Raw genomic sequence first — 18,946 nt, 5'->3', positions numbered from 1 at the left:
GCCCGGAAATAAGCCCACCGCCAGCTCCCTGTGGAAGCGGGCTTGCTTCCACACTTTTCTGCGTTCACACACGGCGGACTCTCGCCGTGGTTAGCGACCTGTACGAATGGTGTTCCAGATGCGCGTGCGGATCCGGTCGATTTTCAGCGGCATCGCTTCCAAGGCGAACAGTTTGCCCATCATGTCTTCGCTCGGGTAGATCTTGGTGTCGGCCTTGATCTTCGGGTCCACCAGGCTGTCGGCGGCGCTGTTGCCGTTGGCGTAGTGCACCGAGTTGGTGATGTCGGCCATCACCTGGGGCTCCAACAGGTAATTCATGAAGGCATAGCCGGCCTTTTCATTCGGTGCGTCGGCGGGCATGGCCACCATGTCGAACCAGATTGCCGCACCCTCCTTGGGAATCTGATAACCGATCTTCACGCCGTTCCTGGCTTCCTGGGCGCGGCTTTCTGCCTGCAGCACGTCACCGGAGAAACCCACGGCCACGCAGATATCGCCATTGGCCAGGTCACCGGTGTATTTGGAGGAATGGAAGTACGCCACATAGGGCCGCACTTTCAACAACAACGCCTCGGCTTTCTTGTAGTCCTCGGGGTTCTGGCTGTGGGGCGGCAAGCCCAGGTAGTTCAGGGCGATGGGCAGCAATTCCGGGCCGTTATCCAGGATCGCCACGCCACATTTGCTGAGCTTCTCCATGTACTCGGGCTTGAAAATCAGGTCCCAGGAGTCCACGGGCGCGTTGTCCCCCAGCACCGCCTTGACCTTGTCGATGTTGTAGCCAATCCCGGTGCTGCCCCACAGGTACGGGAAACCGTGGGCGTTGCCGGGATCGTTGTTCTCCAAAGCCTTGAGCAGCACCGGGTTGAGGTTTTTCCAGTTGGGTAACTGGCGCTTGTCGAGTTTCTTCAACGCCCCGCCCTGGATCTGCCGCGCCATGAAGTGGTTGGAAGGAAACACCACGTCATAGCCGGAGTTGCCGGTCATCAACTTGCCATCAAGGGTTTCATTGCTGTCGTACACGTCGTAGCTGAAACCGATGCCGGTCTGCTTCTGGAAGTTCTTGGTGGTGTCCGGCGCAATGTAGCTGGACCAGTTGTAGATCTTCACCGTCTCGGCGGCCTGGCTGACAGAGGCCACCAACATCAAGGGCAACAGGGCAATGGCTTTCATGGTTCGATTTCCTGGCGGTTTTAGGGCTGTTTTTATGGCAGGCGATCAAGGATCAAAGCGTTACAGGATCAATACGTAGGTCTTGCGCACGGTCTCCTGGATATCCCAGATACCCGTGCTGTCTTGCGGCAACATCAGTGCATCGCCGGCTTCTATGTGCAGGGTTTCGCCATTGTCCGGGGTGAAGGTGCAGCGGCCCCGGATAAAGTGGCAGAACTCCTGGGATTTGATCTGGCGCCGCCAGCGGCCCGGGGTGCATTCCCAGATGCCGGTTTCGACGCCATCGGTGCGTTCCACGCTCAAGGTCGAGGCCACCGCAATCGGTTCACCCAACGGCGCCGCGACCGGTGAGGCATCGGGCAGAGGGGTGTTCAGCGTGTCTTTGAATTGAGTGATGCTCATGGGCTCTCCCGTCTGAATGAAATGACTCACTGCATGAAACCTTCCATGAACTGCGCCACGCCGGTCGCCCATTTGCGGCGCCAGGGCGCGCTATTGGGGCTGGCCAACACCTGGTCTTCATGGACAAAACTGCGAATGATCGCGTTGTAGCCCAGCCAGCGGCAGGGCTCGGGCTCCCAGGCCTTGAGTGCCTCGAGGCCGCGCTCGCGCAGCACCCAGGGCTGGCGGGTCAGTGGCGTGTCGTGGCCGAGGATCAGGTCGGCCAAGGTCCTGCCGCCCAGGTTGGACGCACCGACGCCCTCCCCGCCGTAGCCGCCGGACAGCGCGATACCTGTGGTGCGGTCGCAGAGCATGTGTGGGCGAAACTGGCGCGACATGCCAAGGTTGCCGCCCCAGGAATGGGTAATGCGTGCGTTCTTCAGCTGCGGGAACAGCTCGGTGAACAGGTAGCGACGCAGTTCCACTTCACTGTCCGTCAAATCGAAGTCGTGCCGCAGCTTGCCGGCAAACTGATAGCCGCCGCGCGCGCCGAACACCAGGCGGTTGTCGGCTGTGCGCTGACCGTAAGTGACCTGGCGGCTGCTCTCGCCGAACGCCTGGCCATCGCTCAAGCCGATCTCCTCCCAAGTGCTCGCGGGCAACGGTTCTGTGGCCACGATCAGGCTTTGCACCGGTAGTTGGTAGCGTCCCAACCGCGGCAGCGTATTGGCATAGCCCTCCACCGCCGGCACCACCCAGGCAGCCCGTACGCTGGCCTTGGCGGTACGCAGGCTGCCGGACTGCCAGTCAGTCACCGGGCTGTTTTCATAGATCTTCACCCCCATGCGCTCGACGGCTCGCGCCAGTCCCCGGACCAGCTTGGCGGGGTTGATCGTCGCGACGTGCGGCGCGTAGATACCGCCATAGGGTTTGGCGATGCGCACCTGCTCCGCCAGCTGCTGCGGCGTGAGCCAGCGGTAGTCAGCGTCGGTGAGGCCCTGGCTGTGGAGTTTGCCCAAGTAACGCCGCAGGCTGTCTTCCTGCTCTGGGTAGCGGGCGGCGCAGTACAGGGCGCCGCCTTTGCGGTAATCGCAGTCGATGCCTTCACGCGCCAGCACCCGGGCCACCTCGTCGGGGATAGCGTGCAACAGGTCGAACGAAGCGCGCCGTTGTTCAGGGTCAAGATTGGCCAGCAGTCGATCTTCGCCCAGCAAATTCCCCATCAACCAGCCGCCATTGCGGCCCGATGCACCGAAGCCGGCGGTTTGCGCCTCGAAAATCGCGATATTCAGTTCCGGGGCCTGCCGTTTCAGGTAATAGGCGGTCCACAACCCGGTGTAACCGGCGCCGATAATGGCGACGTTGACGTCCAGATCGTGCTCCAGGGACGGCCGCGCCACCAGCGGATCGTCCAACTGGTCCATCCACAAGCTGATGTTGCGCCATGCTGGCATGCCCGGTTCCCCTACCTCGTTTCGATAGGGTCGATCCTAGAGCGCAGGGTCATTGAATGTCTTGCGCGCGTGCACGCAGGGAAATTTGTTTGGCATAAGCCTTGGGCGACTGGCCGGTGTGCTGGCGGAAAGCGCTGTAGAACGCCGACAGCGAGTTGAAGCCAGCGGCGAAGGCCAGGTCATCGACCTTGATCGGCGGCACGGCCTTGTCCAGCGCCGCCAGCAAATGCTGGAGCCGGGCCTGGTTGACATAGCGATAGAAGCTTTGCCCGAGTACCTGGTTGAGCAGGTAGGAAATCTGATTGCGGCTGTAGCCACACTCTTTGGACACCCGTTGCAGGTCCAGCGCCGGGTCCAGATAGGGTTGCTTGCGCTCGAAATACTGCTGCAGGTCGTTGGCCATATGCCCCAGCTGCTGGGGCGACAGGCCCAGGCGACTGACCGTGGGGCGCAGGGCCTGCGCCGGCTGCTCATGCACCAGGGAGGCGTATTCGTTGACGCGCCAGATCAAACCGTCACGCACCGTGATGGCCTCGCTGGTCCGAAACGACACCAGGCCGTGGCCGCCTCGCAAGGTGATGCGGTACTGGATAAAGGCGGTGTTGCCATCCGCGCGAATGCGGTCGGTGTGTTCAATGGCCTCGTCGGCTTCGCGGGGCATGCTGGCCTTAAGGTACTCACGCAACTCGGCGAAACCGATGACACGGTTCTGGAAAAAATCGTGGTACTGGATAGCCGGATGGTAGAAGGACATCACCCCTTCCAGGTCACGGCGACGCCAGCACAGGCTATGGCGCAGCACCAGTTCGCCCGTGGCTTGGGTGTACTGGCTATCGTCTTCTGGGGCGCGCTCAGGCATGAAGGTCTCTGCGGCAAGGAAATCCCTGAGATTGCCGAATTTTCCCAGCCCCGACAATGGCCAGGCCTGACTTCTGACTAGCGGCACATTGCCACTTTTCCACGCAGGATATGACCTGCGTCAACGTTATGGAAAACAACTGCCGAACGGAGCCTGGAAAGTCACATGGCAGTCGCGAACGGATGCTACTTTTAAGTTCTTCGATGCCATGACCAGTGAAGGTCTTGGCCCTGCCGCGAGCTAAAGGAAGCGCTCAATGAACAAGGTGGGCAACATGAATAAAGTGACATTCCCCAACGCGTGCCAACTGATGCGCTGGCATTTCCATCCGATCGGCTTCGAGGGCAGCATGGATGCGCCCGGCAGCATGGTTGTCCGCCTGTTCGACCGTGCCAGCGGCGAGACCCTGATCGCGATCGCCGGCATTCCCTGCTCGACCGTGATGAACGCGGCGGATGTGGAGCGCATCATCGAAGCCGTGGAGGATGAACTGGAGTCGTTCGTGCCGCCGGTGTCACTGCGGGCCTAACCTCAGCGTCCACACATCGATCCGGTGCGGCTTCAGCCGCGCTGATCGTCGAAGAAGGCTTTCTTGCCATCCACCCGCTCCGAAGCCCGGGGCACATTGGCTGCCGGACCTTCGGGCTTTTCCACATGCCAGTAGCAATGGCTGACGGCGCGGGTAATGCCGACATAGGCCAATCGCAGCACCTCATCCTTCTGCGCGTTGTCGTAAGGCTCGCGGTCACCCTCTTTTCCCAGGCCCGCCATGCGGTAAACCTGGTTCTTGTAGGGTGAACGGGTGACATGCTGACAATCCCCCAGCAAGAACACCGCATCTGCCTGCAAGCCCTTGGCGCTGTGATACGTCAACTGCTTGAGCCTGCGGGACTGCGGCGGCAAGCTAGAATCAACATTAACAACAGACTGAATATGCTCTTTAATCAATAGCTTATCGCTACTTTTTCGATAAAGCATCAACACCGATTCGCCTCGATTGTAATGTTCCTGCAGTTGCTGCCCCAGCGCGGCATCGTCGCGCACCGATACGGTGACCGGCACCAATGCCTTGGGCGCACCACTGGCCTTGGCCTTCTTGCCAGGGATCGCCGGGGCGGCGCGCACGATGTGTTCAGCGGCATCGATGATGTGCTGGTGACTGCGGTAATTCTCACTGAGCATCACGCGTGTGGTGGCCGGTGATGGGAACTCCTTGTTGAAGTCCATGAAGTATTTGGGCGAACTGCCCCGCCAGCCATAGATTGACTGCCAGTCATCCCCCACGCAGAGCAGCGAAGAGTGCTGCGCACCGCGCCCCACATGCAGGGCTGGCCCACGGCTGCGGATCTCCCGCAGGCTGGCGCGGAGCCACGAGACAATCTGCGGCGAAACGTCCTGGAACTCGTCGATCATCAGATGGGACAGCGGGCGCAACAGCGGATCGCTGAGGAGCTTGAGGTTTTCCGGGGTGTTTTCGCCAAACAGCGAGAACATGCGGTTATACGTCATGATCGGCGGCGATTGATCGAGCAGGTGGTCTTCCAGGCCCTTCCAGAAGATGCTCAGGGCCTCGAAGAAGAACCGGTCGGGGTCGTCCTTGGCGAAGGTCATCTGGCTCACGGCCGTAGGAACGTCCAGCCCAAGGTTCTCGATAAACCCGGCCGCCATCACAAAGCTATCGAGTAAGGGCGCCGAAGCGAGCTCACCTTTGACCTTGTAATCGAAGCCTGGGCCAGCGGTGGCCTCGCCGGCCAAACTGCTGAGAAGACGCTTTGAAGATTCGTAACTATCCATCCAAATCAATGGCTTACGACAGAAAGCTTGAAACAGCGTGCGCTTTACTGCCCACTCTGCACGCACCGAAAGCTTGGCGTTGGGTCGGCTGAGCTGGGCATTTTCCCGGGAGTCGAAACCCAGCACCACCCAGGCATCCAGCGCCGGTATATAGCCGTGGCAATGGAATTGAGCACCATTGATCTCGACTGCCTGGCGATTGGGCTCGATGCCTTTGATGGGCCAGGCGCCTGCGCGAAACCACAGGTCTTCGATCACATCACACAGCGCTTCATCACGCTTGGCGGCCAGTTCGGTCACCGCCACGCGTTTCTGCACGTCAGGGTGGTCACGCTCCAACTCCTTGAGCTGCAAGCCGTGCCGCGCCAGCGGTGCGATCAGCTCGCGAAAGCGCGGGTGCTGCTTGTACAAGTGGTGATAACAGGCATTCATCTGCTGGCGCTGCGCGTCATTGATGCGCAGGTCGAATGGGTTGCTGTCGGCGTCGTCGAAGCCCGCGCTCAGGTTCTCGAACGCTTGCAGGCGTTCAAAACCCGGCAAGCTGCGCACCATTGGCAGAATGCGCGAGTGGAAGGTGCGCACCACCGCCTGGGCCTCCTTGATTCCAAGGGGTTGTCCCCACACACCGAGAATTTCCATCAGCTTGTTGATGAAGTCTTTACGCGACTCCCGGGTGAAGGTCACCACGGTCATGGAGCTGAGTTCAAAGCCCAGGTAATGGGTCAGCAGCAGGATGCGCAACACCAGCGACGTGGACTTCCCCGCACCCGCGCCGGCGATCACCGAGGTAGAAGGCGTGTCACTGAAGATCATTTTCCACTGAGCCGCACTGGGCTGGGCGTGAGCGGGCAGCAACCGCGCCACGTCAGCCTTCATACGTTTTTTCAAGTCGGCCGTCAGGGGCAAGCGCCAATCGTCGAACAGATCATCATCGACTCCCGGGGCACGGTGCTCATCCGGGCGAAAGTCGCGGATCAACAGGACTTGCCGGCCTTCCTCGATGCCATCGGCCTTGCCTTCACGATAACCGTACTCAACCCCCGCCTCGTGCCCACTGCGAAACCCGTCGGCCTGCCCGTGCAACCAGGAAAACCGGTGCTGGGCGCGCAATCGGGTGAGGCCATGGCCAAACAGGCGCGCGGCAAGACGCTTGAGCAGCGGCATTTCGGCCAATGGACGCAGTTCGGGAGGCAAATCGGACGGTTGATGCGGCACGCGGACTCCTGCGCTGAGCTTGACGGTTACAGGGGCACCATGGTCGCCGGAATCGCTGCGCAGTTCCAGCCAATTGCTTTGCTGTCATGCAGTTAGGCGATGAAGTGAAAGTCAAAACGTCAGCAATCAATCGATACGCTCGATAGGAATCAGGCATTTTTTACGCTTTTTATCGATCATGAGGTGCTGGATCATAGGCGCCATCTACAGGAGAACGACCATGTTAGAACTTCGACCTTTCAAATCTCTGGGCGGCGCCAACCATGGTTGGCTTGACGCTCATCACCACTTCTCGTTTGCCGAATACCACGATCCCAAGCGCATGCATTGGGGCAACCTGCGGGTGTGGAACGACGACATTATCGCGCCCGGCACCGGCTTCCCACAGCATGCGCACCGCGACATGGAAATCATCACTTATGTGCGTGAAGGCGCCATCAGCCATGCCGACAACCTCGGCAACAAAGGCCGCACCGAGGCTGGCGATGTGCAAGTAATGAGCGCGGGTACCGGGATCGCCCACAGCGAATACAACCTGGAAGAGACCGCGAGCAAGATTTTCCAGATATGGATTATCCCGAATGAAAGCGGCCTGCCGCCGTCATGGGGCGCCAAACCATTCCCGAAAGACGGTCGCGAAGGTTTCGTGACCCTGGCCAGCGGCAAGGCGGGTGACAGTGAAAGCCTGCGTATACGTGCGGATGCACGCCTGGTGGCGGCGAACCTGAAAGCGGGGGAAAGTGCCGAATACCGCCTGGACAGCGGCCGACGCGCCTACCTGGTGCCGGCAACCGGTGTGATTGAAGTCAATGGCTTGCACGCGCAAGCTCGAGACGGTGTAGCGATTGAAGAGGAATCGGTGTTGCGGGTGACCGCCATCGAGGACAGCGAAATCGTGCTCGTCGATCTGGCTTGAGACCGTCTCAATGCGGGAGGGACTTGCCCCCTCCCGCATTTTGATGCGTGCAGTGTTATTGGGAAATGGCGCCGTCTACCAGCACCTGCGCCTCTTCTACCAGCCGCTTGAGGTGATCTTCACCGATAAAGCTCTCGGCATAGATCTTGTAGATATCCTCGGTACCCGAAGGCCGTGCGGCGAACCAGCCGTTTTCGGTCATCACCTTCAAGCCGCCAATGGCCTGGTTGTTGCCCGGTGCATGGCTGAGGATCTGCTGGATCGTCTCACCGGCCAATTCGGTAGAGGTCACCTGCTCCGGCGACAGTTTGCCCAACAGGGCCTTTTGCGCCGGGGTGGCCTTGGCGTCGACACGAATCGCGAACGGCTCGCCCAAGGCGTCGGTGAGGCCACGGTAGATCTGGCTAGGGTCCTGGCCTTTGCGCGAGGTCATTTCCGCTGCCAGCAAGGCCGGAATCAAGCCGTCCTTGTCGGTGCTCCACACGCTGCCGTCCTTGCGCAGGAACGAGGCGCCGGCGCTTTCTTCACCGCCAAAACCCAACGAACCTTCGAACAAGCCGTCGGCAAACCACTTGAAGCCCACCGGCACTTCGTACAGGCGACGGCCAATACGTGCGGCCACGCGGTCGATCAAGCCACTGCTGACCACGGTCTTGCCCACCGCGGCGTCGGCGCGCCAGTCAGGACGGTTCTGGAACAGGTAGTCGATGGACACTGCCAGGTAGTTGTTGGGTGCCAACAGGCCACCGGACGGGGTCACGATGCCGTGGCGGTCGTGGTCCGGGTCGCAGGCGAACGCCACGTCGAAGCGTTCCTTGAGGCCGATCAGGCCTTGCATGGCGTAGCTGGACGAAGGGTCCATGCGAATCTGCCCGTCCCAGTCGACGCTCATGAAGCGGAACGTCGAATCGACTTCGGTGTTCACCACGTCCAGGTTCAGACGGTAATGCTCGGCAATCGCCGACCAATAGCGCACCCCTGCTCCGCCCAGTGGATCCACCCCCAAGCGCAGGTCGGCGCTGCGGATGGCGTCCATGTCGATCACGTTGACCAGGTCGGCCACGTAGCTGTTGAGGTAATCATGGCGATGGGTGGTGTCAGCCTTGAGTGCCTGCGCGTGGGTGATGCGCTTCACGCCCGCCAACCGGTTGGCCAGCAGCTCGTTGGCCTTGGCTTCGATCCACTTGGTCACGTGGGTATCGGCCGGGCCGCCATTGGGCGGGTTGTACTTGTAGCCACCGCTTTGCGGCGGATTATGGGACGGCGTGATGACAATGCCGTCCGCCAAACCGCTGGTGCGGCCACGGTTGTAACAGATGATGGCGTGGGAAATCGCCGGCGTCGGCGTGTATTCATCGCCCTCGGCGAGCATTACGTGCACACCATTGGCCGCCAGCACTTCCAGGGCGCTGGCCCCGGCAGGCGTGGACAATGCGTGGGTGTCCAGGCCGACGAAAAATGGGCCGTTGATACCCTGGGCTTCGCGATACAGGCAGATGGCCTGGCTGATGGCGAGCACATGCCATTCGTTGAAGCTCAGCTCGAACGAGCTGCCACGGTGGCCGGACGTACCAAAGGCGACACGCTGGGTGGAGATCGATGCATCAGGCTGGCCCGTGTAGTAGGCCGTGACCAGTCGCGGGATATCCACCAGCAACTGGGCTGGCGCCGGCTTGCCCGCAAAAGGACTGATTGTCATGCAAAAACCTCAGAGAGAAGTGATTCGGAAAAAAGCGGCAGTTTACTGAGAGTTGGACTGCTTCGCGACGGTATAGATCCTACAGCAGCAAGAGAAGTTTCATACATGACTCAGGCGGTTTGTGCCTGCCGCAGGGCGTCGCTAAGGGCTGTCAGGGCAAGGTCAAGGCTCGGTTGGCCATGAAAGGTATGGCTCAGGCGAAAATACTGATGATGAAGGCCGCAGACACTGAACAGCTCCCCAGGCGCCACCACCACCTGCTGCGCAAGCAACCGCTGGAACACTTCGCGCATATCCACGGCATGGGTGGAAGCCAGCCAGAACGTCGCGCCCGCCGCCGGCATGCGAAAACTCACCTGAGCCCCCAGATGCTGCTCCAGGCGCACACTCATTTCCAGGGCTTGCTCCTGCAGCAGCTGGCGCAGGGTGCTCAAATGCTGATCGATACGGCCGCTTTGAAACAGCCGTGCGATCGCCCGCTGACGAATCGATGAAAGCCGGAAGGAACGCAGCAGGAATTGGCGCTGCAACTCACTGCCCATGTCGCGGGACAGAAGGTAGCCGTAGGGCGCCTCCGAACCGAGGATTTTCTCGAATGAGGAAAACACGATCAGCCGCTCCGGGTTGACCAGCTCGCGCAGTGAGGCTTGAGGCCATTTAAAGCTCAGGTCGCCAAAGGTGTCGTTTTCCAACAGCCAGCAGCCGTACTCATCCAGCAGTTGCGCCAGTTCTCCACGGTCCTGCGTCGACATCGCCATGCCGGCCGGCAGGCTTACCGACGACGACAGCAGCACCAGATGTACCGGTTCGTCGCGCAGCAATTGCCGGAGCCTGGCGAGGTCCAGCCTGCCTTGTGGCGTCCAGCACAGCTCGATGATGTGCACGCCGGCATCCTGCAGCAGGCGCAAAATCAGCCAGTCACACGGCGATTCCACAACCACCGTGGTGCCGCGCAGGCCCAGAACGTCAATCAGGATATCCAGCACGCCGCGCAAATCGGCACCGATGTAGACATCGTCGGCATGCCAGCAGCGCGTGGGCGATGTGGTGTAGCGGGCCGCCAACGCCGCACGCAGTTCCCACACACCGCAGGCCTGGGACCAGGGCTGCAAATGGCGCGGATATTGGCGTACCAGTTCCCGCTCCAGGCGTAGCAAGGTGCCATCCAGCGAGGCCAGCAATGCCGGCTCGTCGCCGCTGAGCACCGCCATGCCGGGTCGGCGGGCGGCGGCATAGAGTCGGTCGAGCAAATCACCGCCCGCCCCGACCTGGCCGCCCGCGACCAGGGGCCAGGCGTAATACCCGGACTTGGCCACTGAATACACCCGCCCTTCCTTCTCCAGTAATGAATAGGCGTACTGGATCGTCGAGATCGAGACGCTCAGCCGCCCCGCCAATTGCCGAAGGGACGGCAGCTTGACGCGCACCCCTGGGCTGGACTCGTTGATCAGGCTGATCACATACCGGTAAACCGCCTGGTACGCGAAATCCGCCTGGCGTTCGCCACGCAGTGTCATTGCCCGGACAGTTGAACGGACTGCACCGGGCTGCGCGCCGGCGCCGATGCGCGGTGCAGCGGGCCGCCGCGCACAACGTGTGGCCGCTTGCGGTACAGGTGCTCAAGCAAGGGCAGCGGCAAGCCACTGGTGTCGGTGATCCACTGCTGCAACATCTCGGAACTCGACTTGCCCTGCAGCACTTTGTGCAGCTCCGGCAGCGCCACCAGCATGCCCGGGTGGCATTGGCGCAAGTAGCCTTCCAGGCGTTCCCCATGGTGGATGAACGGGGAGAACAGCAGGCAGATCAACTGGGTTTCGTCCAGGCCGAAGAACGCCTGGGCATGCGTCGTCGACAGCATTCGCCCCTCCCGCGTGGCGGCCTGGGCCAGTAATGCTTCGGGCATTTGCTGACGGATCATGTAATGGGCGGCCTGCTCGAAAAAGCGCTCTACCCCGTCTCCATAGTCCAGTTCCCGCAGGCATTGGGCCTGTAGACCGCGCAAGTGAGCCATCAGCAATGGATTGGCGTAGGTCGGCTGGCTCAAATGAAAGCCCAACGGGTCGGGCGCGTAGGCCATGAAGTCATTGAGCAAAGGGGCGCCGGCCGGCACGGTATCGTTCAGCAGATCGGCTACGTTGATATACGCCAGATAACGATGACTGGAACGGCTTGGGCTGGCATTGGCGACATAGTGTTCGCCGAACATATCCTGGTAATACCCCGTGCTCATATCATCCATGCGCGCAAACAACGCAGTCAGCGACATCGGCCAACCCCTGGCCACCGGAATGCCCGCGCCCACGGCGGCCTTTTTCAGCCAGGCCAGCAACTGGGTTTGCTTGCGCGGGGCGTCGCCACTGACCAGGGCATGCACCCCGCCGTTCCAGGTGACGGCACGCTGGTAGAAGTCGCCGAGGGCCAGGTAGGTCTCGTTGCAGAACGTGGCGCGGATGTCTCCGGACGTCAGGTGCCCCACCATCAGCATGGTGCGCTGGCTGACGTCCCGACCGGCCGCGGAAGCCGGGCGCTGATGGTTGAATGGCAATACTTCATGGTTTTCCACCATCAACAACTCCACGCGTGGGTCATCATGGAGGAACAACCGGTTATAACCGCGATTGAGGGTATCCAGGGTGCCCTGGGTCATGCCCGTGTGGCGCAAGGTCGCGACCCGCAATTGAAAGGTGCGCGGGGTACGGCCGGCGATGGTCAACTGGGCGGCCCTCAGCAGAGCCAGGGTGTAGCTGCTGACCTCACCACCGCCGTGGGCGATCAAGACCTTGTAATCGCCGACCTGCTCCATGCCTCCTGCCGCCACGACAATGCGCTGGATCAGCAACTGGAGTGACGTTCGTTCGGCCCGCGTAAAGTGCCCAATCAAGCGTTGCAGAACTTGCTGGTAAACATAATTCATAGCCTGTTCGTGAATAGCGCTCATCGTTCTACTACCTGCGTTGAGATATCAGTTTCAAGCAACTACCAGCGGCAGTTACTCGACCTATAAACCTGTGTAGGAAAGTCGCGCTTCGTATGATGTACCGGTGAATAAACACTAGCACCTCGCAACATAAAGACGCCGGCAACGTGGGGTGTTGGCTAAATCGCCATCATTCGGCGAGACCCAGTATTTACGAGCCTTTCCGACATGCTCAGGACGATTCCTACAAGGCCCTACACATCTTTTTTAAACTAATTAAAGAAGCGTCCGACAACTACAAATCAGCCAACTTTCCCATTTGTTGAATGTGAACTTGCGTTGATATGCCTGTCGTCCCTGGGGCGTCACGGGGTGCGCAGCAGGCGTTCGATTGACGACCGAACGCAGCGTCATTGATTCAATCATTGCTCAGTCCTTGAGATGAAGTGAGGAGCAATTATCAGCGCTGCAATATTGATTAACAGATACAGAACCTGGCTAAAAACCAGTCCAGATGAAAGTCATGACATTCACCGATGGCGCAAAAACAACAACGCCGCGCTGGAATTCAGGGCGGCGTCAGGCAGAAAGGCATGATTCAGGGGAAGAAACGCCAGGCAGGCGTTCCAAGAGAGGGGCACACAGAGTCCTGTCAAATGGCGCATTTGTCCCATGCGCCCAAGGCTGGAAACTCTCGCTTGAGAATATTCCTACGTGCTAAACAGCTTCGACCTGCAACGCAACGCGCTCACGGCACGGGCATTCATCCATGTAGCGATGCGCTTCTACAAATTGATTGAACGCAAACACCGTGGTTTTCAGCGGCAACAACACACGATCGGCGGTCAGTTGGTTGATGTCACGCAAGGCACGCTGCAGGGCGACCTGGTCCTGGGTGATGCCCAATTCCGGTTTGCCGGTGAAATTGCCGATGCAGTGCACAAAGAACTGGATGTTCTTCTGGAACGCGGCACAGGCCGGAAATGGCGTCTGGTTGCCACCCTGCAAGCCGTAGAGCACCAGGCTGCCACGCGGCGCCAGCACATCGCCGAGCAACGACATCTGCGGGCCGCCCAAGCCATCGAATACCACGTCAACGCCACGGTTGTCGGTGAACTTGTTGACCTGCATGAGCAGGTCCTGCTCTTCGGTGACGATGACCTTTTCCGCGCCGAGGGACAGCAGGTATTCACGTTCCGCGCTGTCCTTGGTCGCGGCAATCACCCGCACCCCCAAGGCCTTGCCCAATTGCACGAACGAAGGGCCCGCGCAGTGGCTGGCATCGGTCACCAGGGCGAATTGCCCGGGCTTCACGCGTGCCAGGTCCACATAAGCGAAGTAGGCGATCAGCAACGGCGTGTAATGCACGCTGGCTTCGATGGGGCTCAGTACGTCCGGGTAGCGGACCAGCGCCGAACGGGGCAGGACGATCTGTTCGCCATACACCGGGTAATCGTTGGGGCTCTCGGCCGGGAAACTGGCGACCTTGTCGCCGACCGCCAAGTCATCCACGCCTTCGCCGAGGGCGACGACCACACCGGCCATTTCATGGCCCAGGCCGGACGGCAGACGTGCATGGGAGGACGCCAGGTTCTGGCGCCACAGAATGTCATACCAGCTGATGCCGATCGCTTCGACACGCACCTGCACTTCGCCCGGTGCGGGCAACGCGGCTGCATGCTCTTCGCACTTGAGCACCTCGGCCGGACCAAACTTGTGAAAACGAATCGTGCGGGACATCGCAAACCTCGTCAAAGTAACCTCTAATGCCATGAACTCTATCTGGGCTTTCCGGGTAAGGCCACCGGTCACCATTAATAGTCACCATGCTTGCCATTGATTCCGCATCTGAGGAATAGACCTCAAGTATTGTGGGAAAACTCAATTAGCCGGTGCAGAGTACCAGTCTTTCCCCGTAAGATTCATGCCGGTCACGTTTCTTAATGGAATCCTGGGGGTTCCCTTGTGACTGCTCTCGTCAAGTTTGCTGACTCTTCCAGGACACAAGATGAACCGTAATGACCTGCGTCGTGTCGACCTTAACCTCTTGATCGTATTCGAAACCTTGATGCACGAGCGCAGCGTGACCCGCGCGGCCGAGAAGCTGTTCCTCGGTCAGCCGGCCATCAGCGCTGCACTGTCGCGCCTGCGCGGCCTGTTCGACGATCCGCTGTTCGTGCGCACCGGCCGGAGCATGGAGCCGTCCGCTCGTGCGATCGAGATCTTCGCCCTGCTCTCCCCGGCCCTGGATTCGATTTCCACCGCCGTCAGCCGCGCCGCCGAGTTCGACCCGGCCACCAGCACGGCGGTGTTTCGCATCGGCCTGTCCGACGACGTCGAATTCGCCCTGCTGCCCCAACTGCTCAAGCGCCTGCGCGCCGAGGCCCCCGGCATCGTGCTGGTGGTACGCCGCGTCAACTACATCCTGATGCCGGGCCTGCTGGCCTCTGGCGAAATCTCCATCGGCGTCAGCTACACCGCCGACTTGCCGGCCAACGCCAAGCGCAAGGTCCTGCGCCGCAGCCTGCCGAAACTGCTACGCGCCGACAGCGTCCCCGGCTCACTGAGCCTGGACGACTTCTGCGCCCGCCCCCACGCCTTGGTGTCATTCGCCGGTGACTTGAGCGGTTTCATCGATGAAGAACTGGAAAAACTCGACCGCAAGCGCCACGTGGTACTGGCCGTGCCCCAGTTCAACGGCCTGGGCACTCTGCTCGCCGGCACCGACATCCTCGCCACCGTACCGGACTACGCTGCCGAGGCACTGACTTCGGCGGGCGGGCTGCGCGCAGAGGACCCGCCGTTGCCAGTGCGCAGTTTCGAACTGCACATGGCGTGGCGCGGGTCTCAAGACAATGATCCTGGGGAGCGGTGGTTGCGGTCGCGGATTCAGATGTTTTTTGGCGACCCTGACAGCCTTTAGCCGTCGTCAGGCAGCCTCGGCAGGCGTCACCCCAGACCGCCGCGCATCGCGAAAGGCAAACATGAACACCAGCACGACGCCCAGGGAAAAGAACGCCGGGAATAACCAGATGCTCTGCCACTGGTGTCCCGCCGGGGTGGCGTAGTAGTCGGAGACATGGCCCGCGACCCAGAAGCCGATCAGCATGCCAACCCCGTAGGTGGCCAGGGTAATCAAGCCCTGGGCTGAGCTTCTGAAGCGCTCGGGGGTTTTTGCATCGGTGTAGATCTGCCCGGACACAAAGAAAAAGTCGTAGCAGATGCCGTGCAGGGCGATACCGGTGAACAGCATGAAGGCCAGGTCGGCATTGTTACCGTAGGCAAACAGCACGTAGCGCAACGCCCATGCCAGCATGCCCATGAGTAAGGCAATCTTGATCCCGAAGCGGTGAATGAACAGCGGCAGCAGGAGCATGAACAGGACTTCGGAGACCTGCCCGATGGCCATCTTCGCCGTGGGATTGGTCATGCCGATGTCGGCAAGAAATGGATTGGCATTCTGGTAATAGAACGCCAGCGGGATGCAGATCAGGATCGAGGCAATGAAAAACACTAGGTAACTGCGGTCTTTCAACAGGCCCAAGGCGTCCAGGCCGAGGAGCTGTTTGACACCGGTTCGCGTGGTGTCGGCCTTCAGCGGAGCGGTATCGGGCAGTGTAAAGCTGTAGATGCCCAGCACCAAGGATGCCAGCGCCGCCATCAGGAAGGTGTTGCGCAGGCCACCGGAAGCAATCGCGGCTTTCGAGTCCCAGGCGAACACGAAACTGATCACCACGCCCGCGACAATCCAGCCCACGGTGCCCCATACACGAATGCGCGAAAACTCCAGCGCCGGGTCGCGCATCTGCCGGAAGGCAACGGAGTTCACCAATGCCAGGGTCGGCATGTAGATCATCATGTAGGCCAGCACGTAGGGATAGAACGCGGCAAAATCCGGCGCCCGGTAGAGTTGATACAGCAACACCGCTCCCACCAAATGCAGCATCGCCAGAATGCGTTCGGCATTGAAGAAACGGTCAGCGATCAGGCCGATCACGAACGGCGCAATGATCGCGCCCCAGGACTGGGTCGAGAACGCCATGCCAATCTGGCTGCCGCTGGCACCCAACTGGCTGGACAGGAAGGTGCCCAGGGTGACGAACCAGCCACCCCAGATAAAGAACTGCAGGAACATCATGGCGCTCAGGCGCGCGGTCATCCAGGTCATAACAGTCACCGTCTTATTGTTATTGAAAAAACTGGTGAAACTCAGGCCTCAGGCAAGCCTAACAAGCGCCTGTTGGAAGCCGCATCGCTGGCCACGCTGACGAAATCGTCAAAGGCTTTTTCGCTTCGAATGATCATGTGATCGCGGATGAACCCCGCGCCTTCGGCAGCGCCTTGGGCGGAGTCTTTCAGGCAACACTCCCACTCCAGCACGGCCCAACCGTTGAAACCGTACTGAGTCAGCTTGCTGAAGATCGACTTGAAGTCGATCTGCCCGTCACCCAGCGAACGGAAGCGTCCTGGGCGCTCCACCCAGCCCTGGTAACCGCCATAGACGCCGGAGCGCGCATCGGGACGGAACTCCGCATCCTTGACGTGGAACATGCGGATTCGGGAGTGATAGCGGTCGATAAAGCCCAGGTAGTCCATCTGCTGAAGCAACAGGTGGCTGGGGTCGTAGAGGATCGCGGCGCGGGGATGGTGATTGACGGCTTCAAGGAAACGCTCGAACGAGGCGCCGTCGTGCAGGTCTTCACCGGGGTGAATTTCGTAGCACAGGTCGACACCGGCTTCATCGAAGCAGTCGAGGATCGGCAGCCAGCGCTTGGCCAGTTCGGCAAAACCCTGCTCCACCAACCCAGCAGGGCGCTGCGGCCACGGGTACATATAAGGCCAGAGCAAGGCCCCGGAAAAGGTCGCGTGGGCTGTCAGGCCCAGACGCTGGCTGGCCCGCGCCGCCAGCTTCAATTGCTCGATCGCCCACTCGGTGCGCGCCTGGGGCTGGCCACGCAAATGAGCCGGGGCGAAGTCATCGAACAGGGCATCGAACGCCGGGTGCACGGCCACCAACTGGCCTTGCAGGTGGGTGGACAGCTCGCTGATTTCAACACCGGCGCTGGCGCACACGGCGTTCAATTCATCGCAGTAACGCTGGCTGGCGGCAGCACGCTCCAAATCTATATAGCGCGTGCCCAGCGTCGGCAGTTGAATCGCGCTGTAGCCCTGGGATGCAGCCCACTGGGCAATCGCGGCCAGCGAGTCAAAAGGCGCTTCATCGCTGATGAACTGCGCCAGAAAAATCCCGGGGCCGCGCAGGCCTTGAGGGGCCTTGGCGTTCGGGGTCACGGCAGGCGGTTGCGGTTTCATGCGTGGCACTCCAGAGGGGTCCATTTGACGTCGCTGCTGTGGCTGGCTAGGGCCGCTTCGATAAACGCCATGCCGCGCAGGCCGACGTCGATCCCTGGCACGCCAGGCGCGGCATTGTCGACGCCGCCGGTGCGAATGGCGGTGGCAAAATCGCCGTACAGATTGGCCATGGCTTCCAGGTAGCCTTCGGGATGACCGGCGGGCAAGCGCATGCGCCGGGTCGCGGCCTCGCACAACCACGGCTGCCCGGTGCCGGAGCGCAAGACGCGCATCGGCTGGTCGAGCGAACGATGAATCAGGCTGGCCGGTTGTTCCTGGCGCCATTCAAGGCCGCCCTTGTCACCGTAGACACGAATACTCAGGGAGTTCTCTTCACCCGCGCAGACCTGGCTGGCGATCAGCACGCCGCTGGCACCCTGGGCCATCTTCAACAGCATGGCGCAATCGTCGTCCAACTGACGCCCCTCGACGTGCACGCCCAAGCTGGCACACAGGTGGGTGACGGTTTGATCGGCCACAAACTCCGCGAGGGAAAAGGCATGGGTGCCGATGTCGGCGATGCAGCCGCCCACCCCGGACAACGCCGGCTGCCCGCGCCACTCGGCCTGCTTGTTGCCCTGCCCGGCCATATCCTGGCTGAGCCAGCCCTGGGGATATTCCACCAGCACCTTGCGCACGTGGCCGATCACGCCGTCGCGCACCATCTGCCGCGCTTGCCAGACCATCGGATAACCGAGGTAGGTATGCGCCAGGCCATACAGCCCGGCGCTGCTGTCCAATCGGGTTTTCAGGCCCTGTAGTTCGGCGAGGCTCAATGCTGCAGGCTTCTCGCTGAACACGTGAAAGCCCGCGGCCAATGCCTCGGCGGCCACCGGCGCATGAAGATGATTCGGCGTTACGATCACCAGCAGTTCCATGCGCTGGTCAGCGGGCAGCGCGCGCTCGGCTTCAAGCATCGATTGCCAGGTGCTGTAACAGCGCGATGGCGCCAAACCCAAGCGCTTGGCAGTACGCTCGTTGTTCTTGGCGTCGCGACTGAACGCACCACACACCAGCTCAAAGCGCCCATCCAGCCCGGCGGCCTGGTGATGGGCCTGGGCGATAAACGACCCCTCCCCTCCACCGACAAAACCCATTCTTATTTTGGGTATCACTGTGTTCATCGCTGACCTTCTCTGTGCGGCTCGGTTGAAAGCGGTTTACAGCAAAATGTAACCGGTTACATTTT

Annotated in this window: 15 protein-coding genes; 3 read left to right on the top strand and 12 right to left on the bottom strand. The window is 60.8% G+C overall.

Going from position 1 to position 18,946, the window contains the following annotated elements; translation table 11 throughout:
* Window positions 1-90: 90 nt before the first annotated feature.
* Genes CQ041_RS05945 through CQ041_RS05930 form a run of 4 tightly spaced genes read right to left on the bottom strand, consistent with a single transcriptional unit; the run spans window position 91 to window position 3,864 of the window.
* The gene (locus CQ041_RS05945) at window positions 91-1,170 is read right to left on the bottom strand and encodes a polyamine ABC transporter substrate-binding protein (RefSeq protein ID WP_105521546.1); all 1,080 of its coding nucleotides are present in this window, start codon (window positions 1,168-1,170) and stop codon (window positions 91-93) included.
* Between the two features lie 60 nt (window positions 1,171-1,230).
* Window positions 1,231-1,572 carry a cupin domain-containing protein gene (locus CQ041_RS05940; RefSeq protein WP_105521545.1) on the bottom strand — a complete coding sequence of 114 codons (342 nt, stop codon included), beginning with the start codon at window positions 1,570-1,572 and terminating at the stop codon, window positions 1,231-1,233.
* Between the two features lie 26 nt (window positions 1,573-1,598).
* Window positions 1,599-3,005, bottom strand: coding sequence for an FAD-binding oxidoreductase (locus tag CQ041_RS05935; protein ID WP_105521544.1), 1,407 nt, complete (start codon window positions 3,003-3,005; stop codon window positions 1,599-1,601).
* A gap of 49 nt (window positions 3,006-3,054) precedes the next feature.
* Window positions 3,055-3,864, bottom strand: a complete 810-nt coding sequence (locus tag CQ041_RS05930; protein ID WP_105521543.1) for an AraC family transcriptional regulator — start codon at window positions 3,862-3,864, stop codon at window positions 3,055-3,057.
* 256 nt (window positions 3,865-4,120) lie between these two features.
* Between CQ041_RS05930 and CQ041_RS05925 the strand changes: the two genes are divergently transcribed.
* Window positions 4,121-4,393, top strand: a complete 273-nt coding sequence (locus CQ041_RS05925; protein WP_105521542.1) for a DUF1652 domain-containing protein — start codon at window positions 4,121-4,123, stop codon at window positions 4,391-4,393.
* A gap of 32 nt (window positions 4,394-4,425) precedes the next feature.
* On the opposite strand, the gene CQ041_RS05920 is transcribed toward CQ041_RS05925, so the two are convergent.
* Window positions 4,426-6,822 carry a UvrD-helicase domain-containing protein gene (locus tag CQ041_RS05920; protein WP_105521862.1) on the bottom strand — a complete coding sequence of 799 codons (2,397 nt, stop codon included), beginning with the start codon at window positions 6,820-6,822 and terminating at the stop codon, window positions 4,426-4,428.
* Between the two features lie 271 nt (window positions 6,823-7,093).
* Between CQ041_RS05920 and CQ041_RS05915 the strand changes: the two genes are divergently transcribed.
* Entirely contained in the window at window positions 7,094-7,789 is a 696-nt protein-coding gene (locus CQ041_RS05915; protein WP_105521541.1) for a pirin family protein, read from the top strand.
* A gap of 55 nt (window positions 7,790-7,844) precedes the next feature.
* Here the strand turns inward: CQ041_RS05915 and pgm are convergent, their stop codons facing one another.
* The 4 genes from pgm to CQ041_RS05895 form a co-directional block, all read right to left on the bottom strand.
* Window positions 7,845-9,488 (bottom strand): phosphoglucomutase (alpha-D-glucose-1,6-bisphosphate-dependent), encoded by a 1,644-nt coding sequence (gene pgm / locus CQ041_RS05910; RefSeq protein WP_105521540.1) that lies wholly within the window; start codon window positions 9,486-9,488, stop codon window positions 7,845-7,847.
* Window positions 9,489-9,598: 110 nt separating this feature from the next.
* On the bottom strand, window positions 9,599-11,005 hold the full coding sequence (locus tag CQ041_RS05905) for a PLP-dependent aminotransferase family protein (RefSeq protein WP_105521539.1): 1,407 nt from the start codon (window positions 11,003-11,005) through the stop codon (window positions 9,599-9,601).
* Window positions 11,002-12,426 carry a hypothetical protein gene (locus CQ041_RS05900; RefSeq protein ID WP_105521538.1) on the bottom strand — a complete coding sequence of 475 codons (1,425 nt, stop codon included), beginning with the start codon at window positions 12,424-12,426 and terminating at the stop codon, window positions 11,002-11,004. The genes CQ041_RS05905 and CQ041_RS05900 overlap by 4 nt, the downstream gene beginning before the upstream one ends.
* A gap of 696 nt (window positions 12,427-13,122) precedes the next feature.
* On the bottom strand, window positions 13,123-14,145 hold the full coding sequence (locus tag CQ041_RS05895) for a zinc-dependent alcohol dehydrogenase family protein (protein WP_105521537.1): 1,023 nt from the start codon (window positions 14,143-14,145) through the stop codon (window positions 13,123-13,125).
* 268 nt (window positions 14,146-14,413) lie between these two features.
* Between CQ041_RS05895 and CQ041_RS05890 the strand changes: the two genes are divergently transcribed.
* Window positions 14,414-15,328, top strand: a complete 915-nt coding sequence (locus tag CQ041_RS05890) for a LysR family transcriptional regulator (protein WP_105521536.1) — start codon at window positions 14,414-14,416, stop codon at window positions 15,326-15,328.
* A gap of 6 nt (window positions 15,329-15,334) precedes the next feature.
* Here CQ041_RS05890 and CQ041_RS05885 read toward each other — a convergent pair whose 3' ends face one another.
* The 3 genes from CQ041_RS05885 to CQ041_RS05875 are packed head-to-tail and all read right to left on the bottom strand — an operon-like array spanning window position 15,335 to window position 18,881.
* Window positions 15,335-16,573, bottom strand: coding sequence for an MFS transporter (locus CQ041_RS05885; protein ID WP_105521535.1), 1,239 nt, complete (start codon window positions 16,571-16,573; stop codon window positions 15,335-15,337).
* A gap of 41 nt (window positions 16,574-16,614) precedes the next feature.
* On the bottom strand, window positions 16,615-17,718 hold the full coding sequence (locus CQ041_RS05880) for a sugar phosphate isomerase/epimerase (protein ID WP_105521534.1): 1,104 nt from the start codon (window positions 17,716-17,718) through the stop codon (window positions 16,615-16,617).
* The gene (locus CQ041_RS05875) at window positions 17,715-18,881 is read right to left on the bottom strand and encodes a Gfo/Idh/MocA family protein (RefSeq protein WP_105521533.1); all 1,167 of its coding nucleotides are present in this window, start codon (window positions 18,879-18,881) and stop codon (window positions 17,715-17,717) included. Before CQ041_RS05875 ends, CQ041_RS05880 begins: the two co-directional genes overlap by 4 nt.
* Window positions 18,882-18,946: the final 65 nt, after the last annotated feature.

The sequence above is a fragment of the Pseudomonas sp. MYb60 genome, assembly GCF_002979555.1.
In the GTDB taxonomy this organism is placed as follows: Bacteria; Pseudomonadota; Gammaproteobacteria; order Pseudomonadales; family Pseudomonadaceae; genus Aquipseudomonas.
The sequence above is the reverse complement of the archived record's forward strand: the minus strand, read 5'-3'. Positions and strand labels throughout refer to the sequence as shown.

Bases quoted from the DNA above. Each gene is read 5' to 3' on its own strand.
- CQ041_RS05940 (WP_105521545.1), bottom strand. From the start codon at position 1,572: ATGAGCATCACTCAATTCAAAGACACGCTGAACACCCCTCTGCCCGAT.
- CQ041_RS05925 (WP_105521542.1), top strand. From the start codon at position 4,121: ATGAACAAGGTGGGCAACATGAATAAAGTGACATTCCCCAACGCGTGC.
- CQ041_RS05890 (WP_105521536.1), top strand. From the start codon at position 14,414: ATGAACCGTAATGACCTGCGTCGTGTCGACCTTAACCTCTTGATCGTA.
- CQ041_RS05905 (WP_105521539.1), bottom strand. From the start codon at position 11,005: ATGACACTGCGTGGCGAACGCCAGGCGGATTTCGCGTACCAGGCGGTT.
- CQ041_RS05920 (WP_105521862.1), bottom strand. From the start codon at position 6,822: ATGCCGCTGCTCAAGCGTCTTGCCGCGCGCCTGTTTGGCCATGGCCTC.
- CQ041_RS05930 (WP_105521543.1), bottom strand. From the start codon at position 3,864: ATGCCTGAGCGCGCCCCAGAAGACGATAGCCAGTACACCCAAGCCACG.
- CQ041_RS05880 (WP_105521534.1), bottom strand. From the start codon at position 17,718: ATGAAACCGCAACCGCCTGCCGTGACCCCGAACGCCAAGGCCCCTCAA.
- CQ041_RS05875 (WP_105521533.1), bottom strand. From the start codon at position 18,881: ATGAACACAGTGATACCCAAAATAAGAATGGGTTTTGTCGGTGGAGGG.
- CQ041_RS05900 (WP_105521538.1), bottom strand. From the start codon at position 12,426: ATGAGCGCTATTCACGAACAGGCTATGAATTATGTTTACCAGCAAGTT.
- CQ041_RS05895 (WP_105521537.1), bottom strand. From the start codon at position 14,145: ATGTCCCGCACGATTCGTTTTCACAAGTTTGGTCCGGCCGAGGTGCTC.
- pgm (WP_105521540.1), bottom strand. From the start codon at position 9,488: ATGACAATCAGTCCTTTTGCGGGCAAGCCGGCGCCAGCCCAGTTGCTG.
- CQ041_RS05885 (WP_105521535.1), bottom strand. From the start codon at position 16,573: ATGACCTGGATGACCGCGCGCCTGAGCGCCATGATGTTCCTGCAGTTC.
- CQ041_RS05915 (WP_105521541.1), top strand. From the start codon at position 7,094: ATGTTAGAACTTCGACCTTTCAAATCTCTGGGCGGCGCCAACCATGGT.
- CQ041_RS05935 (WP_105521544.1), bottom strand. From the start codon at position 3,005: ATGCCAGCATGGCGCAACATCAGCTTGTGGATGGACCAGTTGGACGAT.
- CQ041_RS05945 (WP_105521546.1), bottom strand. From the start codon at position 1,170: ATGAAAGCCATTGCCCTGTTGCCCTTGATGTTGGTGGCCTCTGTCAGC.